The following is a 26,204-nucleotide window of genomic DNA, read 5'->3' on the forward strand; positions in this document are numbered from 1 at the left end:
AATGAATGAAATCGTTCTCATTGCTCTGAAAAGACCTTACACCTTCGTGGTCCTCGCTATTCTAATCCTGTTCTTCGGGATACAATCCATTTTCAAGGCCCCTACAGATGTTTTTCCAAACATTAAGATACCGGTTATTTCGGTAGTATGGGGATACCAAGGTATGCTTCCTGAAGATGTTGCGGGAAGGATCACTTACTTTTTCGAAAGGGCATTAACCAGTACTGTAGAAGGGATCAAAAGTATTAATAGCAGATCCTATTACGGAAGTAGCATTATCAATATAGAATTGCAACCTCATACCGATCTTGCAGGTGCTGAAGCGGAGGTGGCTGCAATTTCGCAGACAGTAGTCACTTCCTTGCCTCCGGATATTTCTCCACCTATGATCATGCGTTTGGAGGCTTCTTCCGTTCCGGTCGCAATGCTCCAAGTCACATCAGAGAAGATGACCCCTGCAGAACTGTATAACCTCGCATTCATGAGGATACGTTCCTTACTGGTTACTATTCCCGGGGCAATTATTCCTCAGCCTTACGGTGGAACTCCAATGCAATTATTGGTATCACTAGATAAGCAAAAACTTTTGTCCAGGAACCTTTCTCCCATGGACGTATTCAAAGCGTTTAATGAACAGAGCGCCGTGTTACCTGCGGGAGACCAGAAGATCGGTAAAACGGATTGGATGGTAATGACAAATGCAATCCCGATCCATGTAGAAGATTTTAATAATATTCCGATCAAGAGAGTCGGCAATAGTACATTTTTTATGAGAGATGTTGCGAGCGTTGCATTAGGCGGACCTCCTCAATTGAACTCTGTGCTCGTAGACGGAAAACAATCCGTATTGATCGTAGTTATGAAAAGTGGCGATGCATCCACTCTGGATGTGGTAGACGGAATTCGTAAGACCATGCCAAGGATCAAAGAGATCTCTCCGGACGATGTAGAGATCAAACTATTAAACGATGCTTCCGTATTTGTGAAAGATTCTATTGAGAACGTTGTTCACGAAATGGTATTGGCTGCGGCTCTTACCGGACTTGTGGTATTACTCTTTTTAGGTTCTTGGAGAGCGACTACGATTATTGCGACCTCTATTCCTCTATCTCTTTTAAGTTCCATCATCGGTCTTCATCTGATAGGAGAATCTATCAACGTAATGACATTAGGAGGTCTTGCCTTAGCAGTGGGAATCCTTGTGGATGATGCTACTGTGATGATAGAGAATATAGATACTCATATCGAAATGGGTAAACCGTTGGAGAAGGCGATCATAGATGCCGCAAACGAGATCGTAATTCCTACATTCGTAGCAACTCTTGCAATCGTAATCGTTTGGTTCCCTCTATTCCAATTGAGCGGAGTATCCGGCTGGTTATTCAAGCCAATGGCAGAAGCGGTGGCGCTCGCAATGATAGCTTCCTTCATTCTTTCACGGACACTTGTTCCGACCATGGCAAAATATTTGCTTACTGCTCATCATTCTCCGGAAACCCATACTCATGGATCTCATTCCAAGGGAGCAGCGAAACATCATATCATACCTAGTTTCCCTAAAAAATCAAACTCTCGTTTTGCTTTCATTACAGAATGGATCGATTTCCTAATCCGTTTTCAAAAAGGATTCGAGCGTAATTTTACAGAATTCAGAGAACGTTATTATGTTCTTCTACAGAAAGTAATAGCAGATCGCAAAAGATTTGTGAAGATATTTTTAGCAATAGCGACAGGGTCCCTTCTTCTATTCTATCTGAATGGTAGAGACTTCTTCCCTGAGATCAAAGCAGGGACTTTGCAGATGCATATGCGTGCACCTTTAGGAACCAGGATAGAAGTTTCCGGAAGGATTGCCACTCTAGTCTCGGAAGATATTAAAAAATTACTTCCAGGTAAGGTGGAAAGCGTTCTGAGTAACTGTGGTCTCCCAGTTGGACCTCATAACCTTGCGTTCATTCCTACCCCTACGATCGGTTCCCAAGATTGTGACTTAACAATTTCATTAAAGGATGAAGAATCTCCTGTTTGGGATTACAGACAAATTCTCAGAAAAGGATTGAATGAACTATATCCAGGAACTGTATTCACGTTCCAACCTGCGGACTTGACTTCAAAGATCCTAAACTTCGGCTCACCTTCTCCAATCGATATTCAAATCAATGGAATGGATTTAGAGAAAAATTTTGAATTTGCTCAAAAACTCCAAGGCAAATTGAAAACAATTCCAGGTGCAGCAGATGTTGTGATCCAACAAACCATGACCACACCAACCCTTCTCGTAGACGGAAATAGAAGTTTAGGGATCAATCTTGATCTTCCGATGAAATCAGTTGCAGAAAATATGTTACTCGCAACTTCAGGAAGCCAGCAGATAGACCAAGAGTATTGGATGGATCGTAAAACCGGTCTATCTTATCAGATCAATATCTATGTGCCTCAACCTCAGATGAGAAGAACGGAAGATTTACTTACTGTTCCTGTCAATCGAGGAGACCTACAAGATAATACAGAAAATGGAATACAACTGTTAGGTAACGTGGCAAATATCACTCCGACCGGAACTCCAGGTTTAGTAACTCACCAAAACCTTTTGCCTCTCATTGACGTATATGTTTCTGCAGAAGGTAGAGACCTTGGCGGAGTTTTGAGTGATGCTCAAAAGATCATGGATTCTATGAAGAGCGAACTTCCAAGAGGAGCCGCAATTGAGATCCTTGGCCAGGCAGAAACAATGAGAAGTGCATATATAGAGTTGATTGGAGGGCTCTTTGTGGCAATTCTTCTGGTTTATCTTTTGATTGTAGTGAACTTCCAGTCATGGACGGATCCGTTCATCATCATCACCGCATTGCCTGGCGCACTAGCAGGGATTGCTTGGTCCCTATTCCTCACACGCACATATATTTCAGTGCCTGCATTAACCGGAGCAATCATGTGTATGGGAACTGCGACTGCGAACTCTATATTAGTAGTTTCTTATGCAAGAGACCGTTTAGAAGTTCATGGAGATGCGGTAAGAGCCGCTATCGAAGCTGGATATTCCAGGATTAGGCCAGTGCTTATGACTGCTTCCGCGATGATCATAGGAATGGTCCCTATGTCCATAAGTAACTCTCAAAATGCTCCGTTAGGCAGAGCAGTGATCGGAGGATTGGCTGTCGCTACATTCGCCACACTATTCTTCGTGCCTTGTATCTATGCGATCATCTATAACAACCGTGCAAAAATCCAAAAGGAAAACTCAAAATGATTCCAACAGTACCTAAAAAGAAACTTTTAACACTATCTTCAATCTCATTCGGAGTTATATTCCTGTGCTATATATTCTATCAACAAATACATAGCGCAGAAGAATTCCGAAAGGAAGCCTTGGAAGCATCCATTCCGAATGTTTCGGTAGTGAGTCCAGAACCCCCCAACCCACTAGAAACGATTACTCTGCCTGGAACAGTTAGAGCATGGTATGAGGCTGTTATCTATGCTCAGGTTCCAGGTTATGTAAAAATGTGGTATAAAGACTACGGAGCAGAAGTAAACGAAGGAGACGTGCTTGCTCGTATCAAAGTCCCAGCTTTGGACGCGGAATATGCACAAGCAGAAGCAGATCTAGATTCTCAAAAAGCAAAATACAAACTGGCAGCCGTTACTGCGGACAGATATCTAGCATTAAGAAGTTCTCATGCAGTTTCGGAACAGTCGATTTCTGTAGCAGTAGCAGATAAAAATTCTGAAGAAGCAAAAATGAAATCAGCTGAGAAAAATGTAGATAAATATAAGGCCAGGATCAATTTTAAAACGATAGTCGCTCCATTCAAAGGAGTTGTGATCCAAAGGAATATTAACGTAGGTGATTACGTAACACAAGAAGGGAATATTGATGATAGCAAAACACCTTCTAACCTATTTACAGTAGCGGATATCCATAAAATGCGATTATTCGTTTCTGTTCCGGGAACATTCGCCTACTTACTAAAACCCGGATTAACTGCAGAACTCACTGTACAACAATTCCCGAATCGGAAATTCGTAGCAAACTTCCTGACGATCTCTAAAGGTTTCGATCTGAATATGAGAACTGTCATTGCGGAATTCACCATCGATAATAAGGACAGATCCTTATGGCCCGGTTCATATGCTCAAGTGACTCTCACTGCTCCTGTTAAAAAAGATCTTCTTACAATACCTTCCAGTTCTTTGGTCTTTGATGAAAATGGCACACAAGTAGCGACTGTCACACAAGACAATAAAGTCCACTTCAAACCGATCACCGTAAACAAAATCATAGATTCTGTGATAGAAGTAAGAGATGGAGTTAGCACAAGCGACCGAATTGTGAATAACCCTTCTGCTTCTTTACTGGAAGGTGATCAGGTAAAAGTAGTAGAGCCAAGAACCGGATATTCGGATATGAATATTTCCAAAAAAGAAGGTTCAAAATTAGAACCAGTAGCATCCAAATGAACCGATCTCAAAAAATAAACAAAACAAAGAAGCGAAACATCGTCTTAGGACGATGGATCGTACTTCTACCATTGGCAGTCTTATTGGTTTCTTGTTTGAACGGCCCCGCGTTCGATTTTGCTCCTAAATACTTAAGTCCGGAATATGTGGTTCCGGATTCTTGGAGCGGATCCGGCCCTTTTGTAAAAGCAAATCCTTCTGAAGGAGAAGCAATACAAGCAGATTGGTGGAAACTTTTTAATGATCCTGTATTGAATAAATTAGAAGAACAAGCAATCACTGCAAATCCGGATCTGCAAGCTGCTGCGGAAAGATTTGTACAAGCAAGAGATGCGATGCTTAAGGTCCGCTCTCAGTTGATCCCTCATCTAGGAATTGGTTTAAGCGGATCCAATAATAAACAATCCGATAATCGACTTTTTAGAGGAGCAGGAGAAGCAAATCAAGAAGGAACAGCATCCTTAGGAGGAATTGCCTCTTGGGAACCTGACTTTTGGTCTTCTATCAGAAATTCTACAAGAGCACAAATTTATAATGCTCAATCAGTGGCTGCAGATTATGCTTTGGCTAGATTAAGCTTACAAGCAGAACTTGCTGCGGATTATTTTACTTTCAGAGGTTTGAATGCTCAAGATACAACCTATCGCCAATCGATAGAATTTTATGAACAATCCTTAAACCTTGTAAATGAAAGATATAAAGGTGGCATAGCTCCAGAATTGGATGTGCAAAGAGCACAGTATCTTCTGTCAAGTACACAAGCAAAACGTTTAGATATACAATCCAAGATGAGAGTAACTGAAAATGCGATTGCTATCCTGCTGAATAGAGCTCCTACTGGATTCTCTATCCCTCCTGTAGAAGAAGTTCATGTTGTTACATTTAAAGTGCCAGCAACTCTTCCTTCTACCCTACTAGAACGTAGACCTGATATTGCTTCCATGGAACGTAAAATGGCAATCGCAAATCGTAATATAGGTATAGCTCGCGCAGCTTTCTTTCCGAATATTTCATTTAGCGGTGGCGGAGGATTCGAAGGAGGAGTGAATCTATTACAACTCGAGAATAGTTTCTGGTCTTACGGATCCACGGTTTCTCTTCCTATTTTCCAAGGTGGATATCGTAGAGCTCAATTACAACAAGCATGGTCTGCATATAGAGAAACGGAAGATGTATATCGTTCTACCGTCTTAAACGCTTTTAGAGAAGTGGAGAATGGACTGACAGAAACTACATTCATGTCGGAACAATCCCAAAGACAGGACCAAGCAGTAGAAGCTGCCTCACAAGTACAAAACATGACAATGGCTTTGTATAAAGGGGGCTTAAGTAATAGTTTGGAATTGATCTATGCTCAGGTAAATACTCTGGATGCTCGAATAGATGCAATTTTAGTTAAGACTGAATTAAACAGGGCATCTGTTCGATTGATAAGAGCATTGGGCGGTGGCTGGAAAAATACTCAATTGCCTGCGGATGATGAGATCCAACCTTTCAATATATTTGATTTTAGTAATTCTAAAAAACCGGATGCGGCCGGTGGAATAGACGTAAATGCAGACGATGATAATTCTAAAAATAAGAATTTGACTGCACCTATTCTAGAAAAATGATCCTGTCTCAAAATATAAGGACCAGAGAAAGTCAGTCACTTTCTCTGGTTTTAAACTCTTCTATATCGATAAGTGTATGGTATTTACGAATTACTTCCTCGTCGAATCCTGAATCATGATTGAGTTTATTTAGAATATCTCTTTGGAATTGGAGAAGTTCTAAATAAACGTCTCCGTATTCTTTTCTTTCTCCCCTATGAGTCCCTGACATTCCTTTTAGCTCTTCTTCGAAATATCCTAACTCCGTTTTCAAACGGGAGATCAGATTTTTGAGATGTTTATTTTTACCAGGGCCTGCTTTGCTCTTCTCCCCTAGATAATGAAGAGACTCGGTAGCCAATTTTTTCTGGATCATCACTTCTTGTCTATGAACAGGAATGGGAGTTTGGAAATCCATTACATTCAATTTCCGGATCAGCCAAGGTAGAGTTAATCCATTAAAGATCATTGTAGTCAAGATCACTATGAATGTGATAAACAGGATCAAATTTCGATATGGAAACGGGGTTTCTCCAATTGTATACAATGGAATAGAAAGTGCCGCTGCGAGAGATACAACTCCCCTAATCCCTGCCCATCCCAAAACAATTGGGATCTTCCAACCTGGATTTACTTCTGAAACTTCTATAAAATTACTCATGATCCGAGTAAAACCGGATGTAAAAAGTGTGATGATGACCCTAATTACTACCAAAGCAAATGAGATCAATAATCCATAGATAATTGCACTTGTTAAACTTATATCCCCCAGTTGATTTACGATGGAAGGTAACTGCAAACCAATAAGCAAGAATACAAGTCCATTTAGAATAAATACTATACTACTCCAAACATTCTCACCTTGGATGCGACTTACATAACTCAAAAGACCTTGGCGTTTACTAGAAAGGAGAAGTCCACCACATACCACAGCAAGAACTCCAGAAACATGAAAATGTTCCGCCAAATAATACATACAATATGGAGTCACAAAAGTTAAAACGATTTCTATACTTGGAGTGAGCGGAAGCCAGCGATGGATCGCATAAAACACAAAACCCACAAGCAGACCAATAAGTGAACCCGCAATCACAACCCAAACAAAACTAAAAGTCGCCTCTTGAAAATTAAACTGCCCTGTGACCACTGCAGCTAACGCGAATCTAAATACGATCAAAGAAGAAGCATCATTTAGCAAACTTTCCCCTTCTGCGACACTAATCGCAGATCTAGGAGCTTTTGTTTGTTTCATGATAGTAACAGAAGAAAGAGCGTCTGGAGGAGAGATAATCCCTCCTAATAAAAATCCAATGGCCAATGTAAATCCAGGGATCAAGGAATTAGAGATCAAAGCAATTGCGCAAGAAGTGATGATTACAGTTGGAAATGCAAAGCCTACTATGATCCTCCTCCATTTCCAAAATTCCTTCCAAGAAATTTGCCAAGCAGCCTCATACAATAATGGAGGAAGGAATATTAGAAAAACAAGTTCCGGTGTGATCGTTATATTTTGGAAGAATGGAATTGTACTGACAACAAGTCCTCCGATCAAAAGAACAATCGGATAAGCAAGTCCAAATCGATTGGCTATCACAACCAATCCAAGGATGATCAAAATCAAATAAACGTATTCAACTAGAATATTTTCCATCTGTTCCTGTTTGAGCGGAAGATTTGACAGATCATTACGAAGCTTTTCCACTACTCAACAACTTTATAGTTTGTGTTGACTTCTCTTGCTTATCTAAAATACTTTGGTGTGCTCAAATTTAAATATTATTTTAGTCTAATCTGTATTTTCTCACTTAGTTTGTTTGCTACACCTGCAGAAGCATGGTGGAATCACTTCCTATTCAACCGACCTGCACTCGAAGTTATGCCAGAATTGGTATCTGCGCCTAAGGTAAAAGTAGAATCCCTAGAAGATTTCTTACTGAAAGAGCAGGATAAACTTATCCCTCTTATGAGGGATATGGAGAAGGAAGCAAATCTAAGCTATGATAAAAATGCTCCTCTTCCGGAAGCACTTTCATTCAAAGGTGGAGATAGAAAAACAATCCGTAATCATTTTCTCAGAGCACTTAGGCTGAATACCGGAACACCGTTAGGTTATTTTTTACAGAATCTTCCGGGAAATCCTTTACCTGCAAAAAAATCAAATCCCATGACTGTGAGTATTTATGGAGAGAAGGACCTAAAACAAGATTACGAATTTTATGATATTAGAATAGGAGAATTTGTTAGCCCTCTCGAAGTATTGGCGACTGCAGGAGACGAACCGGATTTCGGATTAGATCTGAATTTATTCGAAGATAATGGAGAAAGTTTCGGTAAAGATTATGGTTTTGGAATACAATCCTTTGGGGATTCCAGGATCTATTACGCGACTCAAGTCCCATTTCATATAGGTTATTATCACGAATCTCCGATTATTTTTGCTGCAGCAGGATTTTTAACCCGCACCTATCCTAAATATAGAGTACATCAGTTTATGACACTCTCTCGTATTGCTTTTGAGACCGGTCATCCATATTGGGGATATCGTTTTTTAGGTTGGGGAATGCACTATGTTGTGGATCTTACTCAACCCTATCATTCCAGGGTTCTTCCGAATTTCGGGACAATCAGCATGCTTTGGATCAATCTAAAAGCAATTCTTGGATTTGAAACTGCCAAAAATGAAGCAATCGATAGGATCGCAAACAGGCACACGACTATCGAAAAATACCATTTTAGTACATTAAGAAATGCTTATCGAACTAAAGAGATAACTCATCCTTTTATCCAAAGCGTAAAACAAACTGATTCGGATAATAATTACGGGAAATACGATAATTCCTATATTGTAAACGTTGTATCAAAACAAAGCTACGATATTTCTGATCGAATCGATACCCTGATAGATGAATCTAATTTATTAAAGGGATTTTCAGAAGACAAACTTTTACCTGAGATCAATCAAAAGTCCTTAGGGGATCTAAATTCTACAATTACGGATCATATGAAAAGTGTAGGTTCTCATATACGAAATTATGTTAGGGCTGGATTAAAGTAAGAGTAGGAAAAAATTTAGGCTGAGGATGTGAAAAGCAAAATCAGCCTGTCATTTCACTTAATAGATAGATAAATATTTTTCATGGAATACTTTATTTGGAACATTTCCTTCGGTTAAAGAATACTTTTCTCTAAGTCCTTCTAAGAAATACATAGCCATATAACCCTTATTCTTAACCGGTATCGTTCCTCTATATTCCGTTTCAAAAAAATCGTCCACTAGTTCGAATGTATTCTGGGAAATGTTAACCTTCCCTACTTCTCCTCCAGACTCTAAACGTGATGCAGTATTCACTGCGTCTCCCCATACATCAAATGCAAATTTTTTCTTTCCGATCACACCTCCTATGACCGGACCGGTATGGATTCCTATTCTCATCTGCCAGTAAGGTAATCCCAATTGTTTTTTAATAGATTGCATCTGATTCATAAACGCCTGTAATTCCAAGGCAGCTAAACAAGCATCGATTGCGTGAGTCCTATTTTTTGCGGGAATCCCACCTACGCACATATAGGAATCCCCGATCGTTTTCAATTTTTCTAATTTATAACGATGTACTATTTCATCGAATTGAGTAAAACAACTATCCAATTCTCTGACCAGATCGGATGGAGAAAGTGTCTCTGCAATTTGAGTAAAACCCTTAAAATCCGTAAATAGGATCGTAGCAGATTCATATAAGATCGGTCTAACTTCTCCTTTTTCCTTCAATTCCTCTGCTATCTCTGAAGGAAGAATATTAAGAAGTAATGAGTCTGCTTTTTCTCGAGAAATTTCAGCTTCTGTAAAAAGATTTTTGATCTGATCATATAAGGAAGCGTTATGCAATGCTGTGGTAATTTGTTCGCAGATCCGCATGATCTTATTCCGCGACTTAACGCTTAAACCTATCTTTCTTTCGAAGGCAGTTAAATTCAGAATCCCTATCACTTCCTGGTTCAATATAAGTGGAATTTGGAACATAGAATATAGATGACAATTCTTTGCTATCCTGAGATCGATTTTAGAAAAGTTAACCTTACTTCCATTGAGAAGATTCGTAAAACCTTGGTCCGAGCGTATATCATCTATATATAATGGAACTTTTTCAGAATAAGTATGATAGATACTCCCACCCGTTTCGTTCAGAGGTATTTCCAGATTACGAAAATACTGCATCTCCTTCTCTGTAAGCCCAGGCATGGCAGAATTTCCGGAATAAGTCCTTAACACTCCTTTCTCTTTATCTTTCAACAATAACCATATAGTATCCACCGCACCATGATCAACGATATGATCGAATGCGGATTGAAAGACTTGATCAAGATCCAAAGAAGAATTCAAAATTCTTGCAAATCTATTCAACTCTTCTATTTCTTCTGCAGAATCCTTTGTTTCCTGTAATAAAATAGCATTTTGAACTGCGCCTGCGATCTGATCTCCCAAGGATGCAATTTCCTTCAAATCTTTCTGGGCTAAAAATTGGACTTTTGACCAGGTCACCGAAAGGACCCCGAGTGTTTTTCCTTGTACGATCAAAGGAACATGAAGGACAGATTCCAAATTAAAAGTCCTAACTAGAATCGCATCAAAGGGAGAAGCATCCAACCACTCAGGCTTAATCTCTGCCAAATAAATTGGCTTCTGCTTTTTTGAGGTTCTTGCAAGAATTCCTCCTTCTAACGCTAATGGAATCTTAAGATCCGACATCTTGTCTTTAATATCCGAATCCGCGTTTGAAGTCAGGTGATACAACACCAATGATTGCTGGGCATCATTGATCGTAAACAGAGCGAGAATGGAATCTTGCCCGAACCTTAAAGAAATATGATCCTTAACAAATTGTAAAATTTCAGTCAAATCACTTGTTGAATTGATCCTTTTAGCAAGCTCGGTCAGTATCTCTGCTTCGTTTCGAGAATTTTCTGCTTCTTCTCTTGCCCGATCCAATCTATGTAATAAAACATCCAGCTCCGACGAAATAGGCCTAGTCAAAAAGAAAGCAAGTTGGTATCCTAGAAGAAGGATAGGAAAACATATTAAAAGTATATAAAGTATTCTTGAATCAATTGGACTATATTTCGACAAAAACGGAAAAAGGAGAAATGAAAATAACGGGATCAAGGAAAGGGATAATAGAGAGATCCTGTGACTGATCCTAAAAGCCTGCTGAGCTTCCAACCTTGTTGAATTTTTAAGAACTCCATAGGCAAGTATTCCAGTCGGTATAATGCTTAAATTTCCAAGAGGATAGATAGGAAATCCTTGTGTTGCAGGTAAATTCAAAAGAAGCATCACACTTCCTACAACTAAGAACAAGACTGCCAAGTTCCCCAAGAAATCTGATTCTCTCTTTCTCAATGCGGAGAACCATTCCAATAAAACTGCTAAGATCCCGATAAAACCGACTACTCCAAATCCTTGGACAACTGGTCCGGATGCAAGTATCCTTCCCCAAGGAAATTCGTAATATCCTACAAACAACCAAGGCGAGAGCGCTGCGACACTTAATAAAAATACTAGCGCGTCGAAGATTGGAAAATATTTGGGCAAAGGTTTTTTTAGGGCAAGATAAGCAAAACGTATATGAATAGAAGGTGCAAGAAAAAAGATCATATAACAGACCTGAGTGACTCTAAGACCTATGATAGGATCTGAAATGATATTGATCGAAAGCACGGAGATCAATTGTGCCCCATAGATATAAAGAGAAAATGCCGCGATCTGATTTAAAGGGGAAGCGGGATTTGTTCCTCCAACAATTATCCCCAGCCAAAAAACCGCCAAAGTAGAGACTAGTGGAATAAAAAGCCATTGTATATTTTGGGATTTGGCAAGCTCATCCGGAGAAATAAGATAAACAAATGCTCCGGATATTCCCAAAAATAAGAGAGCGATTATCGCATTCAAAAAATAGAATAAAGCATTCTTATTAAATAAGAAATCGCTTAAGTTCAGAAAGTCAGATCGAAATACTCCGTATGCAAGAATAAGCATAGGAATAAAAGAAAAATTACCACCTGGGAAAAAAGGAATCCCTACAAAACTAGGTAGATTGGACGCGGTCAGAATGATAAGAAGGTTTTGTCCGAGTACAAGTGTTTTCTTATTTTTTAAAGAGTTTTGTTTTAGAAAATGAAGAATACATGGAACACCTATTAAAAAGTAAGTAGATACTCCTATGATCCCCCAAGGTTTTAAGAAGAAAGTGGATACAGGATATTTTCCGAACGGATAATGTATAAAATCTCCAGTAAAGGCACGATTTAAAATAATACCGGACAATGCAAATACGACTGCTCCCCAATTCAACCAGTTCATCCAAGAAAGAATCTTATATTTTTTTTCCAGGATATGATGCAGAATATGAGCACTCATAGGAGTGAATAAAAGAACGATCGGGTACAAGAGCGTATTAACGGATAATAAAAAACTCTCATCCAAAATAACCGCTCTTAGTCCCAAAAGAAGTCCAAGAGTTCCGAAGGCAAGGCAGCTAATTGCAAAACTAATTAAAAGAGCTTGCGAACCTTCTTTTCGAGCTCTTATCATACCTGCGACAAATAACAAAAAACCTACAACAAAGGTAGTGAGTCCCGGAACTGCAAAAGGGAGCTGGTACCAAAAATACTGAAGACCGGTAGGATCCGAAGGAATGATTGGCCAAGGGTTCTGTGGTAAGGCTTCCATATTCGGGACAATATAATAGGCATAAATCGTCATCCGTCGTCTGTGGTTATAATTCTGGACATTTATTTCCAATAAGAATTGCCATCTTTTAGATATCTGAAAGAACTCACCGTGAATGTGGAGATCCAAATATAAAGTATACTTATTGATCCTGCTTCTTTCGATGAGCGCTTGTAAGTCCTCAAACCAAGCGGAGAAGGAAGCAGATTGTAGCGTTGAGACCTTACAGATTCGAACAACTCTTAGCGAAGAAAGAGATCCGAATCTCGCGTTTTCGCAAACTTTTGAGGATCTAAACCAGCCATATATTGATCTTGGATATACCGATCGTACTATTTGGATCAAACTGCAGAGTAAACCCTTTTCAGCGGAAAAAAAATGTTATATGGTCTTAGAATGGGCTACTCTTACTCATATAGACTTCTTTTTAGAAAATGATAGAGGCGACTGGAACCTGTATGGTCAGGCAGGAGCGATTTTAGAAAGAAGCAAATGGAAAATTGCTTGGTTGGATTACCCGAGTATTCCACTTCTTCGGAACAAAGAAATACTAGTAAGGATCAATACTCGTTCATTAGTTCGTATTCCTTTCTTTATCTTATCTGAAGAAGAAGCCAGAAACAAAACCAATGACCGCACCATGTACACCTCCTTTTATGCAGGGTTCATGCTCGCGATATGTTTGTTTTCTTTATTTTTCTTTTTTACCCTCAAAGACCAAATCTATCTTTGGTACGGAGGTTATATATTTTTTGTAACAATGAACTTTAGCCTAATGTATTCTTCCGCACCTAGGATTCTTTTATCAGAAATTCCCTATTGGCTCAATCATGGATTCTTCTTCAGTCAGGCATGCACCTTATTCTTTGGAGTTGCATTCTTCAGGGAATTTGTGGATTTGAGATCTCATTTCCCTCGTTTTGATAAAATTGCGATCGCCATACTTATTTTTGCCGCGTTAAGTTCAATTGCTTCAGTGCTTTCGGATTGGAACCAATTATTTTCTAGAGTATTCTCCCTTATTTATATGATTTGGATCCCTGCATTTTTAATCGTTACGATTAGAATGCTAGTTCAAGGACAAAAACATCTTTTAACATTCGTTCTCACATGGGGCACATTTTATTCGGCAGCATTCGTATATATATTATGGATCATGCGAATTCTTCCACCTAATCCTATTTGCTTTTACTTGCCAGTTTGGGCACTACCCTTGGAAGTTATATTTTTTGCGGCGAGTATCTACCAAAGATATAAAAACATAGATTCAAGAAGAAAAATATTAGAGATCGAAATGAAAACAGCAATGGATCGGTTATCTGAATTTTCTCTTAAGACAGAAAAATCCAAGACATCAGACGGAAAAACTTCTAAATACATCAGAAGTAAGATCCATAATACAAATGTAAATGAGATATTGGGAGAAATAGAAAGATTATTTACGCAAGAAATGATATTTAAAGAAGAAAATCTTTCCTTAGCTACTCTTGCTACAAGGCTGGAATTAAATCCTCACCAACTTTCGGAAATATGTAATACTCAATTGAATACCACATTTCCAAGGCTATTATCTTATTATAGAATAAAACATTCGATCCAACTATTAAAAGAAAACTCTGAATGGAATATTTTAGAAATTGCTTATGAATCAGGATTCGGGTCCAAGGCTGCGTTTAACGCCGAATTCAAACGGATCACCGGACGAACTCCAAGACAATTTAGAATGTTTGAATTAACTTAACGAAAATTCTTCCTTCTTCTTAAGAAAGAAATGTGAATCAGTTGTTCAGGGGACAATTTTTTTCACTTATACCGGATTCGTTCAAGCCAAGGATAAAATGTTTATGCTATCCTTGGTTATAAATGAAGAAGTTTCTGATCGTTCTATTTTCCGTACTTTTTTTAATTATAATCTGGTGGATTTTAACTCCTTCTCCTCATGAATACAAAAGAATCACAAATTCAGATCTTTCTTTTGAAACTGTAATTTTCAGGAGTTCCGATCCGAAACGTCTTTCCAATTTTTATAAAAATGTATTCCAAGCAAAAGAAGCGGAGAACGACTCTAGTTGGTCCCTAAGCGATCCGCTTTCTTCCATTATTACTCTTAGAACTCCTGATTATCAAGGAGAAGGACCATTATTTACCATATTAAAAACGGAAAAAAAGAATCTAGATACATTCGCAGCGAATGATCTAGGCTACGCTCATATCTGTTTCGAAACGGATAATGTTCCCGGTCTTATCCAAACAATCCAAAATAACGGAGGAAAGATTGATAGTCGTTTCGAGGACTTACAAAAAGTCCCGGCAATCTACGGCAGAGATCCGGATGGGAATATATTCGAGGTCCATATTCCATTTCCAACTCCACTTAGCCCAAGCACCATCTTTCGCAGCCTAAATTCATTCGTAAGGACTTACTTTAAACTGGACCCTCCTGCGGTTGATAAGATCAGATTCCTTCACGTAAATATAAATTCCAAGGATTGGATCAGGACTCTTTCTTTTTACGGCAAGATATTCGAAACAAATGCCACAGGATTCGAAAGAGACTATAAGGGAAACTTTATAGAAAATCTAACGGGACTCACTGAAATTGAAGTAAAAGGACGTCATCTTCCCCTCCCCGGATACGAAGAAGGTGGACCCACATTCGAGATATTCTCATACAATAAATTCAGCAAAATAGGCCCATTAGATAAATCTGATACAGGAAGAATTGCGGTAGGATTCCGAGTATCCGATTTACGATCATCAGTAAAAAAAATACTGGAAGAAGGTGGGGTTTTATTAGAAGAGAAAGACAATACCACAATATTCAAAGATCCAGAAGGTAATCTTATACTTGTATCCCAAAAAAATCTAGCTTCGAAAAAACCAATCCATGAAAATTAATCTTCCCCAAAAAATGAAAGCGGTCCGCCAATTAGGTCCACTACCTAACGAGGCACTCTCTGATCCAAATGAGATTAAAAAAATCTTACAACTTACTTCTATCGATTTGCCAAAACCTGGCCCAGGACAGGTTCTCATAAAGGTGGATCGAGGCTCTATGAACCCGAACGATCTTTACCATATCCGAGGAGTATACAGTTCTACTTTTGATTATCCTTATCCTAGAGGGGTCGGCTTTGAAGCAGCAGGAACAGTAGTAGCTAACGGAGGAGGGATCGTCGGAAAAATGAGAATGGGCAAAAGAGTTGCCTTTTATAGCAAGAGCGGAGTATTTGCGGAATACGCTTTGGCAGAGGCTTTAAAATTGATCGTTCTTCCTAATGACGTGCAATTCCAGGAAGCAGCCTCCTCAGTTGCAAATCCCATTACAGGGATTGCTATGGCAAGATGTGCGAAAGCATCCGAATCCAAATATTTTTTTATTACCGCTGCGGCAGGAGCAGTTGCCAGAATGACGATGCGTGTCGCACATAAATACGGTCTAAAAAGTATAGCAATCGTTCGCAGAGAGGAGCAGATCTCGATCTGCAAAGAAGAAGGTGCATCATACGTATTAAATCAATCCGATCCAGATTTCGAAAAACGACTTACAGAACTATGTAAAGAAGTCAATTGCACATACGGTTTCGATTGTATCGGGGGAGAAATGCCTTTGACACTTGTCCGATCTATGCCCCAAGGATCCACCCTTTGTATGTATGGTTATTTTAATACCGGCCCCATGCAGTTCCAACCTCAGAAATTATTCAACGGTTGGAAAGTCCAATTTTTCGAGATTGAATACTATATCAATGCACTCTCTCTTCCGTCGCGATATTTACTATCGCGAGAAGTGATCGAGAATGTGAACGGTCTTTTTAGACCCAAGATACAACGCCAATTCAAGTTGGAAGAAGCCGCAGAGGCATACACATTTTATAACCAAAATATGACTGACGGCAAGATACAGATCCTTTGCGAATCAAGTACGCGCCAGGGATAGTAGCGTCATCCTGCGCCGCAACATGATAGTGGTGAGGCGCAGATGTGAGCGAATAGCCCGGTCTGAGCGCTAGCGAAGAGGCGCCCTATATATCAAATCAAATATATTAAATATTTATAATACAACAAATTTCGTAATAAATAGGTTTAAATATATGGACTGTTCGTTCAATATTTTTATTATAACGAACGCTTTAAAAAGAAAAAACTTCATATATAGAATAGAATCTTCGGAAAAAATAAACGATTTATAAGTATGCCCTGTTAAATATCCCCCACACATATAAAAAACTATCGTGATTGATTGGGAATTCAATGGAGAGAATTCAAAATGTTTAACAGAAGGAAAATGAAAATTTTTTGTTCTGTATCAGTGGTATTTGCTATATTAGCAAGTTGTTCCCCTGAAACAGACCAAGCGTATTTACCGTTCTCACTTTCTAAATCGGCGAAGTCCACTTACAACTCTGTCAGAGCTTTTGTAGTGGCTACTAATCCTCCGGTCGTTCCTCTGAGTACGAACGGAAGATACATCGTAGATTCGAATAATAACCGTTTCAAATTAAAAGCGGTGAACTGGTATGGAGCAAGTGACACTCGTCAAGTAGTGGGAGGTTTGGATAAACAACCTATCTCTCATATCATTTCTCTAATCCAAGAATGGGGCTTTAACTCGGTTAGATTGCCTTTTTCTAATATAATGCTTCATGACGCAAACATCGTCCCGAATGAATATGTGGCGGCTAACCCACAGTTTTTCGGAAAGACAGCCCTACAGATCTATGACGAGACTGTCGCTGCCTTAACTGCTGCAGGGATCGTAGTTGTTTTAAATAACCATACTACTTTTTCAGAGTGGTGTTGCGGTTTTGACTATAATGGTCAATGGTATCATACAGGATCTTCCTTCGCTTATAACCAAACTCCTGAAATGTGGAAAGCGGATTGGGTGTTCTTAGTAAATCGTTATAAAAATAATAAGTTAGTCGCTGCTGCGGACCTTAGAAACGAAGTGCGCACTCAACGTTTTAACGATACTCATCTACCTAATAGCCCTAACTGGGGTTGGAATAATATAGATGATTGGCGTAAGGCAGCTCAGGAAGCAGGAAATGATATCTTACGTGCAAATCCAGACTTGGTTATCGTTGTAGAAGGTATCAACTGGTGGGGAGCAATCCCAATCTTAGGTTCGGGAGAACGCCCTCACCTAAAACCTGTTAGAGATCTTCAAGTTCATATTCGTAACGTAAACAAACTTGTTTATGCCGCTCATAACTACGGATTTATCGGACCTAAACATAACGGTGACGATGGAACATCCGGCGGAAATATCAAATACAAGGATATGGATTTAAATACATTCCGAAATACCATCACAGACGAATGGGGATATGTTACTGATCCCGATGCAGTTACTACTGCTCCTGTTTGGGTAAGTGAATTCGGAGCTTCTCCAGGAGAAACAAATCCTGCAGATAGAGAATGGCTCAAAAGACTCGTGGATTATTTAATCGAGAAGGATCTTGATTTTGCATTCTGGCCTCTGAATGGAGAAGATGAATGGGGACTTGTAACTTCTGATTGGTCTCAAACCAAAAGAGGCAACTGGCGTGATGAACATATGGATCGTCTTCTTGCTTTCAATGGTAAAACCGGATCCGTTGCGTATGTAGATCATTTGACCAAGATCGGATTTAACGGTGTAGATGATAACGTAAGTACAATCGATAACGACTGGTTATCAGGTGCAAACAAAGGAACTTGTCCTGACGGAGAACGTCTATTAGGTTTAAGCCGTGACCAAAGAGCACTTTGTAGTGATACAAAATACGGAAAACTTTGGCATGCAGACCGTGCGATTAATGTTCAGGCAGTTTATGAAACTACTACTCGTTACCATGGCACGGGAGATTGGGCAGGCGGATTCACAAAATACGAATGTCCTAACGACTACTATGTTGCAGGAGCGACTAAACATTCCTGGGGAACTAGTGGTATCCTTTGTGCACACAGTAAAGTCCCTTTAGCTAACTCTTGCCGCACTATTTGGTTCGACAGAGGAGATAGCCGCTCTTCTCAGCGTGGAGGAGACTGGGCTCCAGGTTCTTATAAAGGACAATGTGCGGATACTGAATATGTAGCTGGGGTTGCACAAAGAGACGGAGGCGGAGCTGCACTACTCTGCTGTTCTTCTCCATTGAGTGGAGAGTTACCTTTAGTATATAAGGCAAAAAATCTTTCTCACCGCACTGGATTCGCAGAAGGTGATGCTTGGGTAGTGACTACAGCTGATCATTGGGCAGATCATATTATCTATGGTCCTTACGACAGAGGTCGTTGGGGAACTGGTAATAAACGTGCCGTATTCCGCATGTTAGTAGATGTTACTAACGCGAATAACGATAAGATTGTTACGATAGATGTTTATGACGGTCAAGAAGTATTGGCAAGAAGAGACGTTTATAGAAACGAGTTCGTAGGTCCGGGCCAATACACTAACTTCTCATTAGATTTTAATATAGCGCCAGATAAAGCGGATCGTCCTATGGAAGTTCGCGCATGGTGGTTTGATACTTCTTATGTGAAAACTGAGAACGTAACCATTCAAAATAGATAACAAATATCAAACTTTCCTCCGCTAGTCCTTCTGGCGGAGGAGGTTTTTACGAATGAATTAGTACTTTTCTAAGTATCCGGGGATCTCAACCTAAGAGAATGGAATCCCGGAAAATATCCCCCAATTACTGGACTTATACCTCGGAGAAGATGTTCTCTGAAATCGGTTCCGGGCCAAGCGGTCTCGAGATTTCCGAAGCCAAAAAACGTTTGGGAATATACGGGAAAAATAGTTTCGGCTCCGGCCAAAAAGTCGCCGGGTTTGTACTATTCCTAAGACAATTTGCAAACCCAATCACTATCATTTTACTTTTTGCGTCAGCATTATCATGGTTTCTACGCGACCCAACAGATGGGATCATCATCCAATGTATCGTTTTATTAAGTAGTATCCTGGGTTATTGGCAAGAAAAGAGTGCGAGCGATTCACTACATTCCTTATTGTCCATGGTTAGATTAAACGCGTCTACAATCCGTGGTAATGTAGAATCCGAATTAGATTCACAATCTTTAGTGCCTGGAGATTTAATCCGATTAAGAGTCGGAGATATCATACCTGCGGATGCCTATCTTATTAATTCGGACCGATTGTTTTTAGACGAAGCCGCTTTTACCGGAGAAACTTTTCCGGTAGAAAAAACAACAGGACCATTACCTGAAGAAACTGCGTTATCCAAACGATCAAATTTATTATACATGGGTTCCCATGTAGTTAGTGGTTCCGGTTTAGCTCTTATATATGCTACTGGAAAAAATACACAATTCGGAGAGATCTATAAACGATTGAACGAAAGAAAGCCTGAAACCGATTTCGAAAAAGGGATCCGAAAATTCGGTAACCTTCTACTTGAAATCACTTTGGGCTTAGTATTAGTAATCTTAGGGATCAATATATTACTAGAAAAACCGATCTTAGATTCCTTTTTATTCGCATTAGCAATCGCTGTTGGACTCACACCTCAATTATTACCTGCAATCATCAATATTAATTTGGCTAAAGGCGCCAAACAAATGAGCCAGAAAAAGGTAATCGTAAAACGTCTGAACTCAATTGAAAACTTCGGGAGTATGGATGTACTATGTTCAGACAAAACGGGGACTTTAACGGAAGGCGTTATCCAAGTACATACAAGCATAGATCCAAATGGAAATCCAAACCAAGAAGTATTAAAATTCGCGTCGATCAACTCCAACCTACAAAGCGGTTTTCAAAACCCGATGGATCTAGCTATTAGTAAAGTATGGCCGATCTCGGCTGATACGATCCCTAAATCGGGAGAACTCTCTTATGATTTTCATAGAAAAAGGATCACAGTGATCGCTGAGATAGAAGGAAAACGTGTCGCTATCTGTAAGGGTGCCTGCACTCCTCTTTTAGAAATTTGTGATAGGTATATAGACCCACAAGGGCAGATCCAATCCATCTCTAAAGAATTAGGATCTATTCAAAATGTATATGAAACTTTTAGTCGGGATGGATATCGGATGATCGGGATTTCTATTAAGGAGATTCATGAAAACGATCCGGTCGATTATGAGATCGAAACTTCGATGGTGTTCTTAGGATTTGTAGCTTTTTCAGATTCTGCAAAAGCCGGCATCCAAGATACAGTCCGTAACCTAGGGGACTTGGGTATTCGTCTAAAAATGATTACCGGCGATAATAGATGGATTGCTGGGCAGGTTGCCAAGTCTGTAGGAATTTCAAACGGAACGGTACTTACTGGGGAAGAACTACAAAGTATCGGAGAAGAAGCCTTAAGAGTAAAGGCGGAAGAAACGGATGTATTTGCTGAAATAGAACCAAATCAAAAACAAAGGATCATATTAGCCCTAAAAAAAGCAGGTCATGTCGTCGGGTATATTGGAGACGGGATCAATGATGCTTCTGCACTCCACTCCGCGGATGTGGGAATATCCGTTGATTCCGCAGTAGATGTTGCAAAAGAAGCAGCAGATATCGTCCTATTAGAAAAAAATTTAGCGGTTTTACTGGATGGAGTGAAAGAAGGGCGCATAACGTTTGCAAATACCTTAAAATACGTGTTTATGGCCACCAGCGCGAATTTCGGAAATATGTTCAGTGTGGCAGGAGCCTCTGCTTTTTTAAGTTATCTCCCGCTTCTACCTAAGCAGATCTTATTGACAAATTTACTAACGGATCTACCTGAAATGACAATCGCCTCGGACGAGGTAGATAAAGATTGGATCATCCGTCCGCGCAAATGGGACATCAAATTTATCGGAAGATTTATGCTGATGTTCGGCTTCCTAAGTTCCCTTTTCGATTACGCTACATTCGGTTTATTATTATTTGGATTAGGCGCGAACGAAACCCAATTCCAAACCGGATGGTTTATTGAGTCAGTCGTTTCCGCAAGTCTAATCGTACTCGTGATCCGTACTAAAAACGTTTTTTACCGAAGTAAACCGGGTAAATTACTATTAGGCGCCACCCTACTCTGCATCTGCTTCGTATTTGCAATCCCTTATCTTCCATTAGCAAAAACATTCGGCTTTAGCCATTTGCCGTTATTGTTCTACGGATATTTACTTGGAATAATAGTGATGTACATTGGCTCTGCAGAATTTGCAAAATTTTTCTTTTATAAAAAAGAAAGATAAAAGAACCGATATAAATTTTCTTATTATAGATCCACAATCACTCTCAAAAAAGTAGCAGGGATGGAAATTCCAGTATCGACACTTCGATTCTGCGAATTTGCAAGTTCGATCAGTTGTGCACGTAACATATCGACTTTTCCATTTTTTTCTGCAGATTCAAAAGCGTTCATAGTAGGACCATAATATTTTCTTAATGATTCTATTAAATCTTCCGGAGTTTTATCGGGAGAAATAAAACTATACGTGTCTTTTAGTAAGGAGATTTTTTCTGCCTTCACCCCTGCTTTAGCGAAATAATCCATAATGTATGCTTTCATTCCCCAAGTCATAGGACTTACGAAACCTTCCGGTGGCGGAGGCGAGAAGGAAGCACTTATTTTTAATAACTGAGAAACAAATGAATTAGGATCGTTCGGGATCCAGTTTCCCATCACGATGCGACCGCCAGGTTTTGTAACTCTCACCATTTCACTTGCAACATCGAATGGTTTTGGAGCAAACATCGCTCCAAACACTGAAAGAGTTAGATCAAAAGAATGATCCGGGATTTCTTGTAAATTACATGCATCTCCTTCTTGGAATTTTAAATTGGATAGGCCTTCTTCTTTTGCTCTCCTATTACCTGCTTCTACAAGATTTTTTGCAATATCTATCCCAAGAACTTCTGCTCCGCTTCTTGCAAGAGGGATCGCTGTAGTTCCGTCCCCACATCCTAAATCTAAAATCCTTTTTGAAGACGTAATTTCTAAATTTGCTACCAGCTCTTCTCCTGACTTACGCATCAATCGAGCAATCTCAGTAAAATCACCCTTCTCCCATAATATCTTGTTTGGATTTTCTGTTTTAGATTCTAAGGTCTGTTTTATCATATAAGTGTAGATCCTATTATAAAGTAGTATGTTCTTTCCAACCTTCCACCCAATATCCGGTAGAATAAATTCTCAGTGACAGGATGATTATATTTGCAGATGATGAAAGCTACTTGTATAATTCTGCAACCTATGGAAATTAATTCACACTCACTCGATCGACAGGAAAGGATTTGTATTTGGGGAAGTCGTTGTCTATTTGCGGGTCATCTCCCCGATCTAACCTTACGTCGAAGAGCTGCAGCAACAGTTTGTATCAGTTTAGATGGAGAATTCCAGGTTTCTTTAAATAATTCCGATTGGATTAGTTTTCGTTCTGCACTCATTCCCCCGATGGTAGATCATTCTATCAAATTTTCGGGAAAGTTCTGTGTATTACTTTTTATGGACTTAAGTAGCCCTAATTACGAATCCTTAAGAGCATCTAATTTAGAAAGTGAAACAGACGGTATCTTTATTTCTTTAAGGGAAGAAGAGCAATTATTCACTACGGTCAACCAAGTCCTATCTACTGAGCCAGGCTCAGAAGAAGCTATATTAGAATTATTAAATCAGATTCCTCCGATCGTGGAAAACAATATTCGAATGGTCGATCCTCGCATCCAAAAGATAGTAGAATTGATCACCACAATGCCTCATGAAGATCATTCAGCAAAAGATCTGGCAGAATTTGCAGGTATGTCTGTTTCCAATCTGGAACATCAATTTAAGAAAGAGATTGGTATCCCATTTCATTCTTTTCGCACTTGGTTCAGACTTAAGTTAACTGTGTATTCTCTTTTACATGGAATGAGTCATACAGATTCTGCTCATCGTGCAGGATTTTTCGACTCTGCTCATTTTACTAAAACCTTTCGTGCCACATTCGGATTACCTCCTTCTGAAATATTCAGAAGTACAAGACATCTGAAATCATTTATAGAAGTGCCTGCAAGTTACGCAGAAGCTTAACAATTATGATCTATAAGAGGAATATTAAAATTTTATCCTATTCATAGCTAAGATAAGTTCTCATCTCTCCCTTACCTTTCACATCTATTAATCTTCGAATTTCTAGCTGAGAAGTATCTTCGAGTAGATCGTAGGTTGTTTCAGAGATCTGTATCCGGCCCGGAACACCGTGAGATTCTAATCTACTAGCAGTATTCACAGCATCACCCCAAAGATCGTATGCGAATTTTTTCTTACCGATTACACCTGCAACAACAGGCCCAGAATGGATACCGATCCTCATCCTCAAAGGATTTCCGGAAGGATCACGTAATGTCTTTACGAACTTTTGCATTTCGATAGCCATTTTCATTGCGTTTGCTGCGTGATCTTCATTCCAAATCGGAATACCGGAAACCGCCATATACGCGTCTCCTATCGTTTTGATTTTTTCCATTCCGTATTTTTCAGCCAGAAGATCGAAATGGGAAAACACATCATTCAGAAAATGTACCAAAGTTTCAGGAGATACCTTCTGGGAAATCACCGTGAAATTTTCTATATCCGCAAATAATATAGAAACCAGTTTGTATCCATCAGCAATGGTGGATGGATTTCGTTTTAATCTTTCTGCTATAGGTTCCGGAAGAATATTCAGAAGGAGATTTTCAGCTCTATCGTGCTCCTGTTTGTTCTTAGAAATAAAGTAGTATAAGCTGAAAAAAGTAAGTGTTCCTGCTCCAACAATATTGATCACAAAAAACAATATCTGCATATTGCGTTCCACCTTAGGTACAGGTAGATGTAGATAAAATTCAGCGAATCCGGTTAAAACCAAAACGACCAGAAATAATCCGAACCAGACCAAACCTTGGCGAATTGGAGCAAAAGATAATGCTCCAAGCGGGCAAAGTATGGCCCATATAATCACTGCTCCGGAATTTTCAAAACCACCTAGGCTTAATTGTAAAAGTACAGGAAGTATTAGGATAAATAAAAATTGGAGAAATCTAAATGCTAAATACTTACCCGTGACAAAAACAAAAAATAGGCTTAACAAACTTAAGACCGCATAACCTCCCGGGATCAAAGCAGATTGTGGAAAACCTAATATAAAATATAAAAAGCTCCATAAAAATCCCGCAGCAGTAAACGCCATTGAAAAATTAATTAGCCCATCTTTGTGAAGTTTATCTCGCTCTCTTGTTCTCATTTCTTTTCACTCTCTTTCCTTAATCGACTGATGAAAAAAGATCCTGTGTTTGTATAATCCTGCAAAATTCTAAAAAATTCGGATCAACTCTAAAATTTTTTTCTAATTGTCTGCAGGATTATACAAGGTCTTAAAATCATGGTGTCGTATATTGATGTATATGCACGTTACGGAGGGTAAAATTTAGAAATGAAAGATATTCTTTTTTATCAGCTATTCGAAATCCAATCTTCCACTTACACTTATTTGATCGCCGATACGGAAACCAAGGAAGCGGCAATCATAGATCCTGTTTGGGAAACCGTAGATAGAGATCTAAAACTGATCAGGGAATTAGGTCTTTATCTAATGTATATCCTAGAAACCCATATACATGCAGATCATATCACTGGGGCCTCTGAGATCCGTAAAAACACTATGGCCCAAACAGCGGTCAGTGCATTAACAGAAATCGATTGTGTGGATATCCTACTCGAAGACGGACGTATTCTTCCACTTGGAAACAAAAATATAAAAGCGATCGCTACTCCAGGACATACCAACGCGTGTATGAGTTTTCTATTCGAAGGAATGGCATTTACTGGAGATTCACTCCTGATCCGAGGAACTGGCAGAACGGACTTCCAGGACGGATCTGCCGCAAAACTATACGATAGCATTACTCAAAAACTATTCTCCCTACCGGATGAAACAAAGGTTTATCCGGCACATGATTATAAAGGTTTAACAAGCACCACAATCGGCTTAGAAAAAAAATTAAACCCAAGGATTGGAGGAAACCGTTCAAAAGAAGAATTCCAAAAGATCATGGAAGAATTACAACTTACGACTCCTAAAAAAATGCACTTAGCATTACCGGCGAATACCGGATGTGGAAGTTTAGAAATCGTAAGAACAATGAATCCTCTAAGTATATCAGGAATTCCTACTGTATTGAATGAAGACGTATTTAAGAAAATTGGAAATATAAAAATCATAGATGTGCGTTCTCCTGAAGAATTTCACGGGGAGTTGGGACATATTCGAACTTCTCAACTTGTAACGCTAGGACCTGATTTAACAAAATATTTAGAAACAGGCGATCGTTTCGAAGAGATCATCTTTGTATGTCGAAGTGGAAAACGTTCAAAACAAGCTACAGAAGAAAGTATACGTTTAGGTTATAAATTCACATCCAATATGGCAGGTGGGATGGTGAATTGGAATGAGAAATACCTGCCCAAGGGGTAAGA

The 26,204-nt window shown here is 39.3% G+C and carries 15 protein-coding genes; 11 read left to right on the forward strand and 4 right to left on the reverse strand.

Annotated elements, in window-relative coordinates:
* The first annotated feature begins 1 nt into the window (after nt 1).
* From CH377_RS14670 to CH377_RS14680, 3 genes are read left to right on the forward strand one after another with little or no spacing between them, the layout of a single operon-like run.
* Nucleotides 2-3,250 carry an efflux RND transporter permease subunit gene (locus CH377_RS14670; protein WP_100724514.1) on the forward strand — a complete coding sequence of 1,083 codons (3,249 nt, stop codon included), beginning with the start codon at nt 2-4 and terminating at the stop codon, nt 3,248-3,250.
* On the forward strand, nt 3,247-4,461 hold the full coding sequence (locus CH377_RS14675) for an efflux RND transporter periplasmic adaptor subunit (RefSeq protein ID WP_100724515.1): 1,215 nt from the start codon (nt 3,247-3,249) through the stop codon (nt 4,459-4,461). Before CH377_RS14670 ends, CH377_RS14675 begins: the two co-directional genes overlap by 4 nt.
* Nucleotides 4,458-6,074, forward strand: a complete 1,617-nt coding sequence (locus CH377_RS14680) for an efflux transporter outer membrane subunit (protein WP_100724516.1) — start codon at nt 4,458-4,460, stop codon at nt 6,072-6,074. Before CH377_RS14675 ends, CH377_RS14680 begins: the two co-directional genes overlap by 4 nt.
* 31 nt (nt 6,075-6,105) lie before the next feature.
* Here CH377_RS14680 and CH377_RS14685 read toward each other — a convergent pair whose 3' ends face one another.
* Nucleotides 6,106-7,704, reverse strand: coding sequence for a Na+/H+ antiporter (locus CH377_RS14685; RefSeq protein WP_100724541.1), 1,599 nt, complete (start codon nt 7,702-7,704; stop codon nt 6,106-6,108).
* A 72-nt stretch (nt 7,705-7,776) separates the two neighbouring features.
* Between CH377_RS14685 and CH377_RS14690 the strand changes: the two genes are divergently transcribed.
* Complete coding sequence (locus CH377_RS14690) at nt 7,777-9,108, forward strand: phospholipase C/P1 nuclease family protein (RefSeq protein WP_243402118.1); 1,332 nt, start codon at nt 7,777-7,779, stop codon at nt 9,106-9,108.
* Between the two features lie 57 nt (nt 9,109-9,165).
* On the opposite strand, the gene CH377_RS14695 is transcribed toward CH377_RS14690, so the two are convergent.
* Nucleotides 9,166-12,777, reverse strand: coding sequence for an adenylate/guanylate cyclase domain-containing protein (locus tag CH377_RS14695; RefSeq protein ID WP_165780513.1), 3,612 nt, complete (start codon nt 12,775-12,777; stop codon nt 9,166-9,168).
* A 115-nt stretch (nt 12,778-12,892) separates the two neighbouring features.
* Between CH377_RS14695 and CH377_RS14700 the strand changes: the two genes are divergently transcribed.
* The 5 genes from CH377_RS14700 to mgtA all read left to right on the forward strand — a co-directional run bounded on the left by CH377_RS14700 (nt 12,893) and on the right by mgtA (nt 21,960).
* Nucleotides 12,893-14,518: a 7TM diverse intracellular signaling domain-containing protein gene (locus tag CH377_RS14700; protein ID WP_100724519.1), complete on the forward strand. Its 1,626-nt coding sequence runs from the start codon at nt 12,893-12,895 to the stop codon at nt 14,516-14,518.
* Between the two features lie 122 nt (nt 14,519-14,640).
* Complete coding sequence (locus CH377_RS14705) at nt 14,641-15,675, forward strand: VOC family protein (RefSeq protein ID WP_100724520.1); 1,035 nt, start codon at nt 14,641-14,643, stop codon at nt 15,673-15,675.
* Nucleotides 15,665-16,717: a zinc-binding dehydrogenase gene (locus CH377_RS14710; protein ID WP_100724521.1), complete on the forward strand. Its 1,053-nt coding sequence runs from the start codon at nt 15,665-15,667 to the stop codon at nt 16,715-16,717. The genes CH377_RS14705 and CH377_RS14710 overlap by 11 nt, the downstream gene beginning before the upstream one ends.
* 330 nt (nt 16,718-17,047) lie before the next feature.
* Nucleotides 17,048-19,336 (forward strand): glycoside hydrolase family 5 protein, encoded by a 2,289-nt coding sequence (locus CH377_RS14715; protein WP_100724522.1) that lies wholly within the window; start codon nt 17,048-17,050, stop codon nt 19,334-19,336.
* Nucleotides 19,337-19,434: 98 nt separating this feature from the next.
* On the forward strand, nt 19,435-21,960 hold the full coding sequence (gene mgtA, locus CH377_RS14720) for a magnesium-translocating P-type ATPase (protein ID WP_100724523.1): 2,526 nt from the start codon (nt 19,435-19,437) through the stop codon (nt 21,958-21,960).
* Nucleotides 21,961-21,983: 23 nt separating this feature from the next.
* Here mgtA and CH377_RS14725 read toward each other — a convergent pair whose 3' ends face one another.
* Nucleotides 21,984-22,829 (reverse strand): class I SAM-dependent methyltransferase, encoded by an 846-nt coding sequence (locus tag CH377_RS14725; RefSeq protein WP_100724524.1) that lies wholly within the window; start codon nt 22,827-22,829, stop codon nt 21,984-21,986.
* A gap of 99 nt (nt 22,830-22,928) precedes the next feature.
* Here CH377_RS14725 and CH377_RS14730 point away from each other — a divergent pair, with 99 nt between their 5' ends.
* On the forward strand, nt 22,929-23,780 hold the full coding sequence (locus tag CH377_RS14730) for a helix-turn-helix transcriptional regulator (RefSeq protein WP_100724525.1): 852 nt from the start codon (nt 22,929-22,931) through the stop codon (nt 23,778-23,780).
* 37 nt (nt 23,781-23,817) lie between these two features.
* Here the strand turns inward: CH377_RS14730 and CH377_RS14735 are convergent, their stop codons facing one another.
* Nucleotides 23,818-24,972: an adenylate/guanylate cyclase domain-containing protein gene (locus CH377_RS14735; RefSeq protein WP_100724526.1), complete on the reverse strand. Its 1,155-nt coding sequence runs from the start codon at nt 24,970-24,972 to the stop codon at nt 23,818-23,820.
* Between the two features lie 189 nt (nt 24,973-25,161).
* On the opposite strand from CH377_RS14735, the gene CH377_RS14740 reads away from it, so the two are divergent.
* Nucleotides 25,162-26,202, forward strand: a complete 1,041-nt coding sequence (locus CH377_RS14740) for an MBL fold metallo-hydrolase (protein ID WP_100724527.1) — start codon at nt 25,162-25,164, stop codon at nt 26,200-26,202.
* Nucleotides 26,203-26,204 lie beyond the last annotated feature (2 nt).

Origin of the sequence: Leptospira haakeii, assembly GCF_002812045.1 — a bacterium.
GTDB classification, from domain to species: Bacteria; Spirochaetota; Leptospiria; order Leptospirales; family Leptospiraceae; genus Leptospira_B; species Leptospira_B haakeii.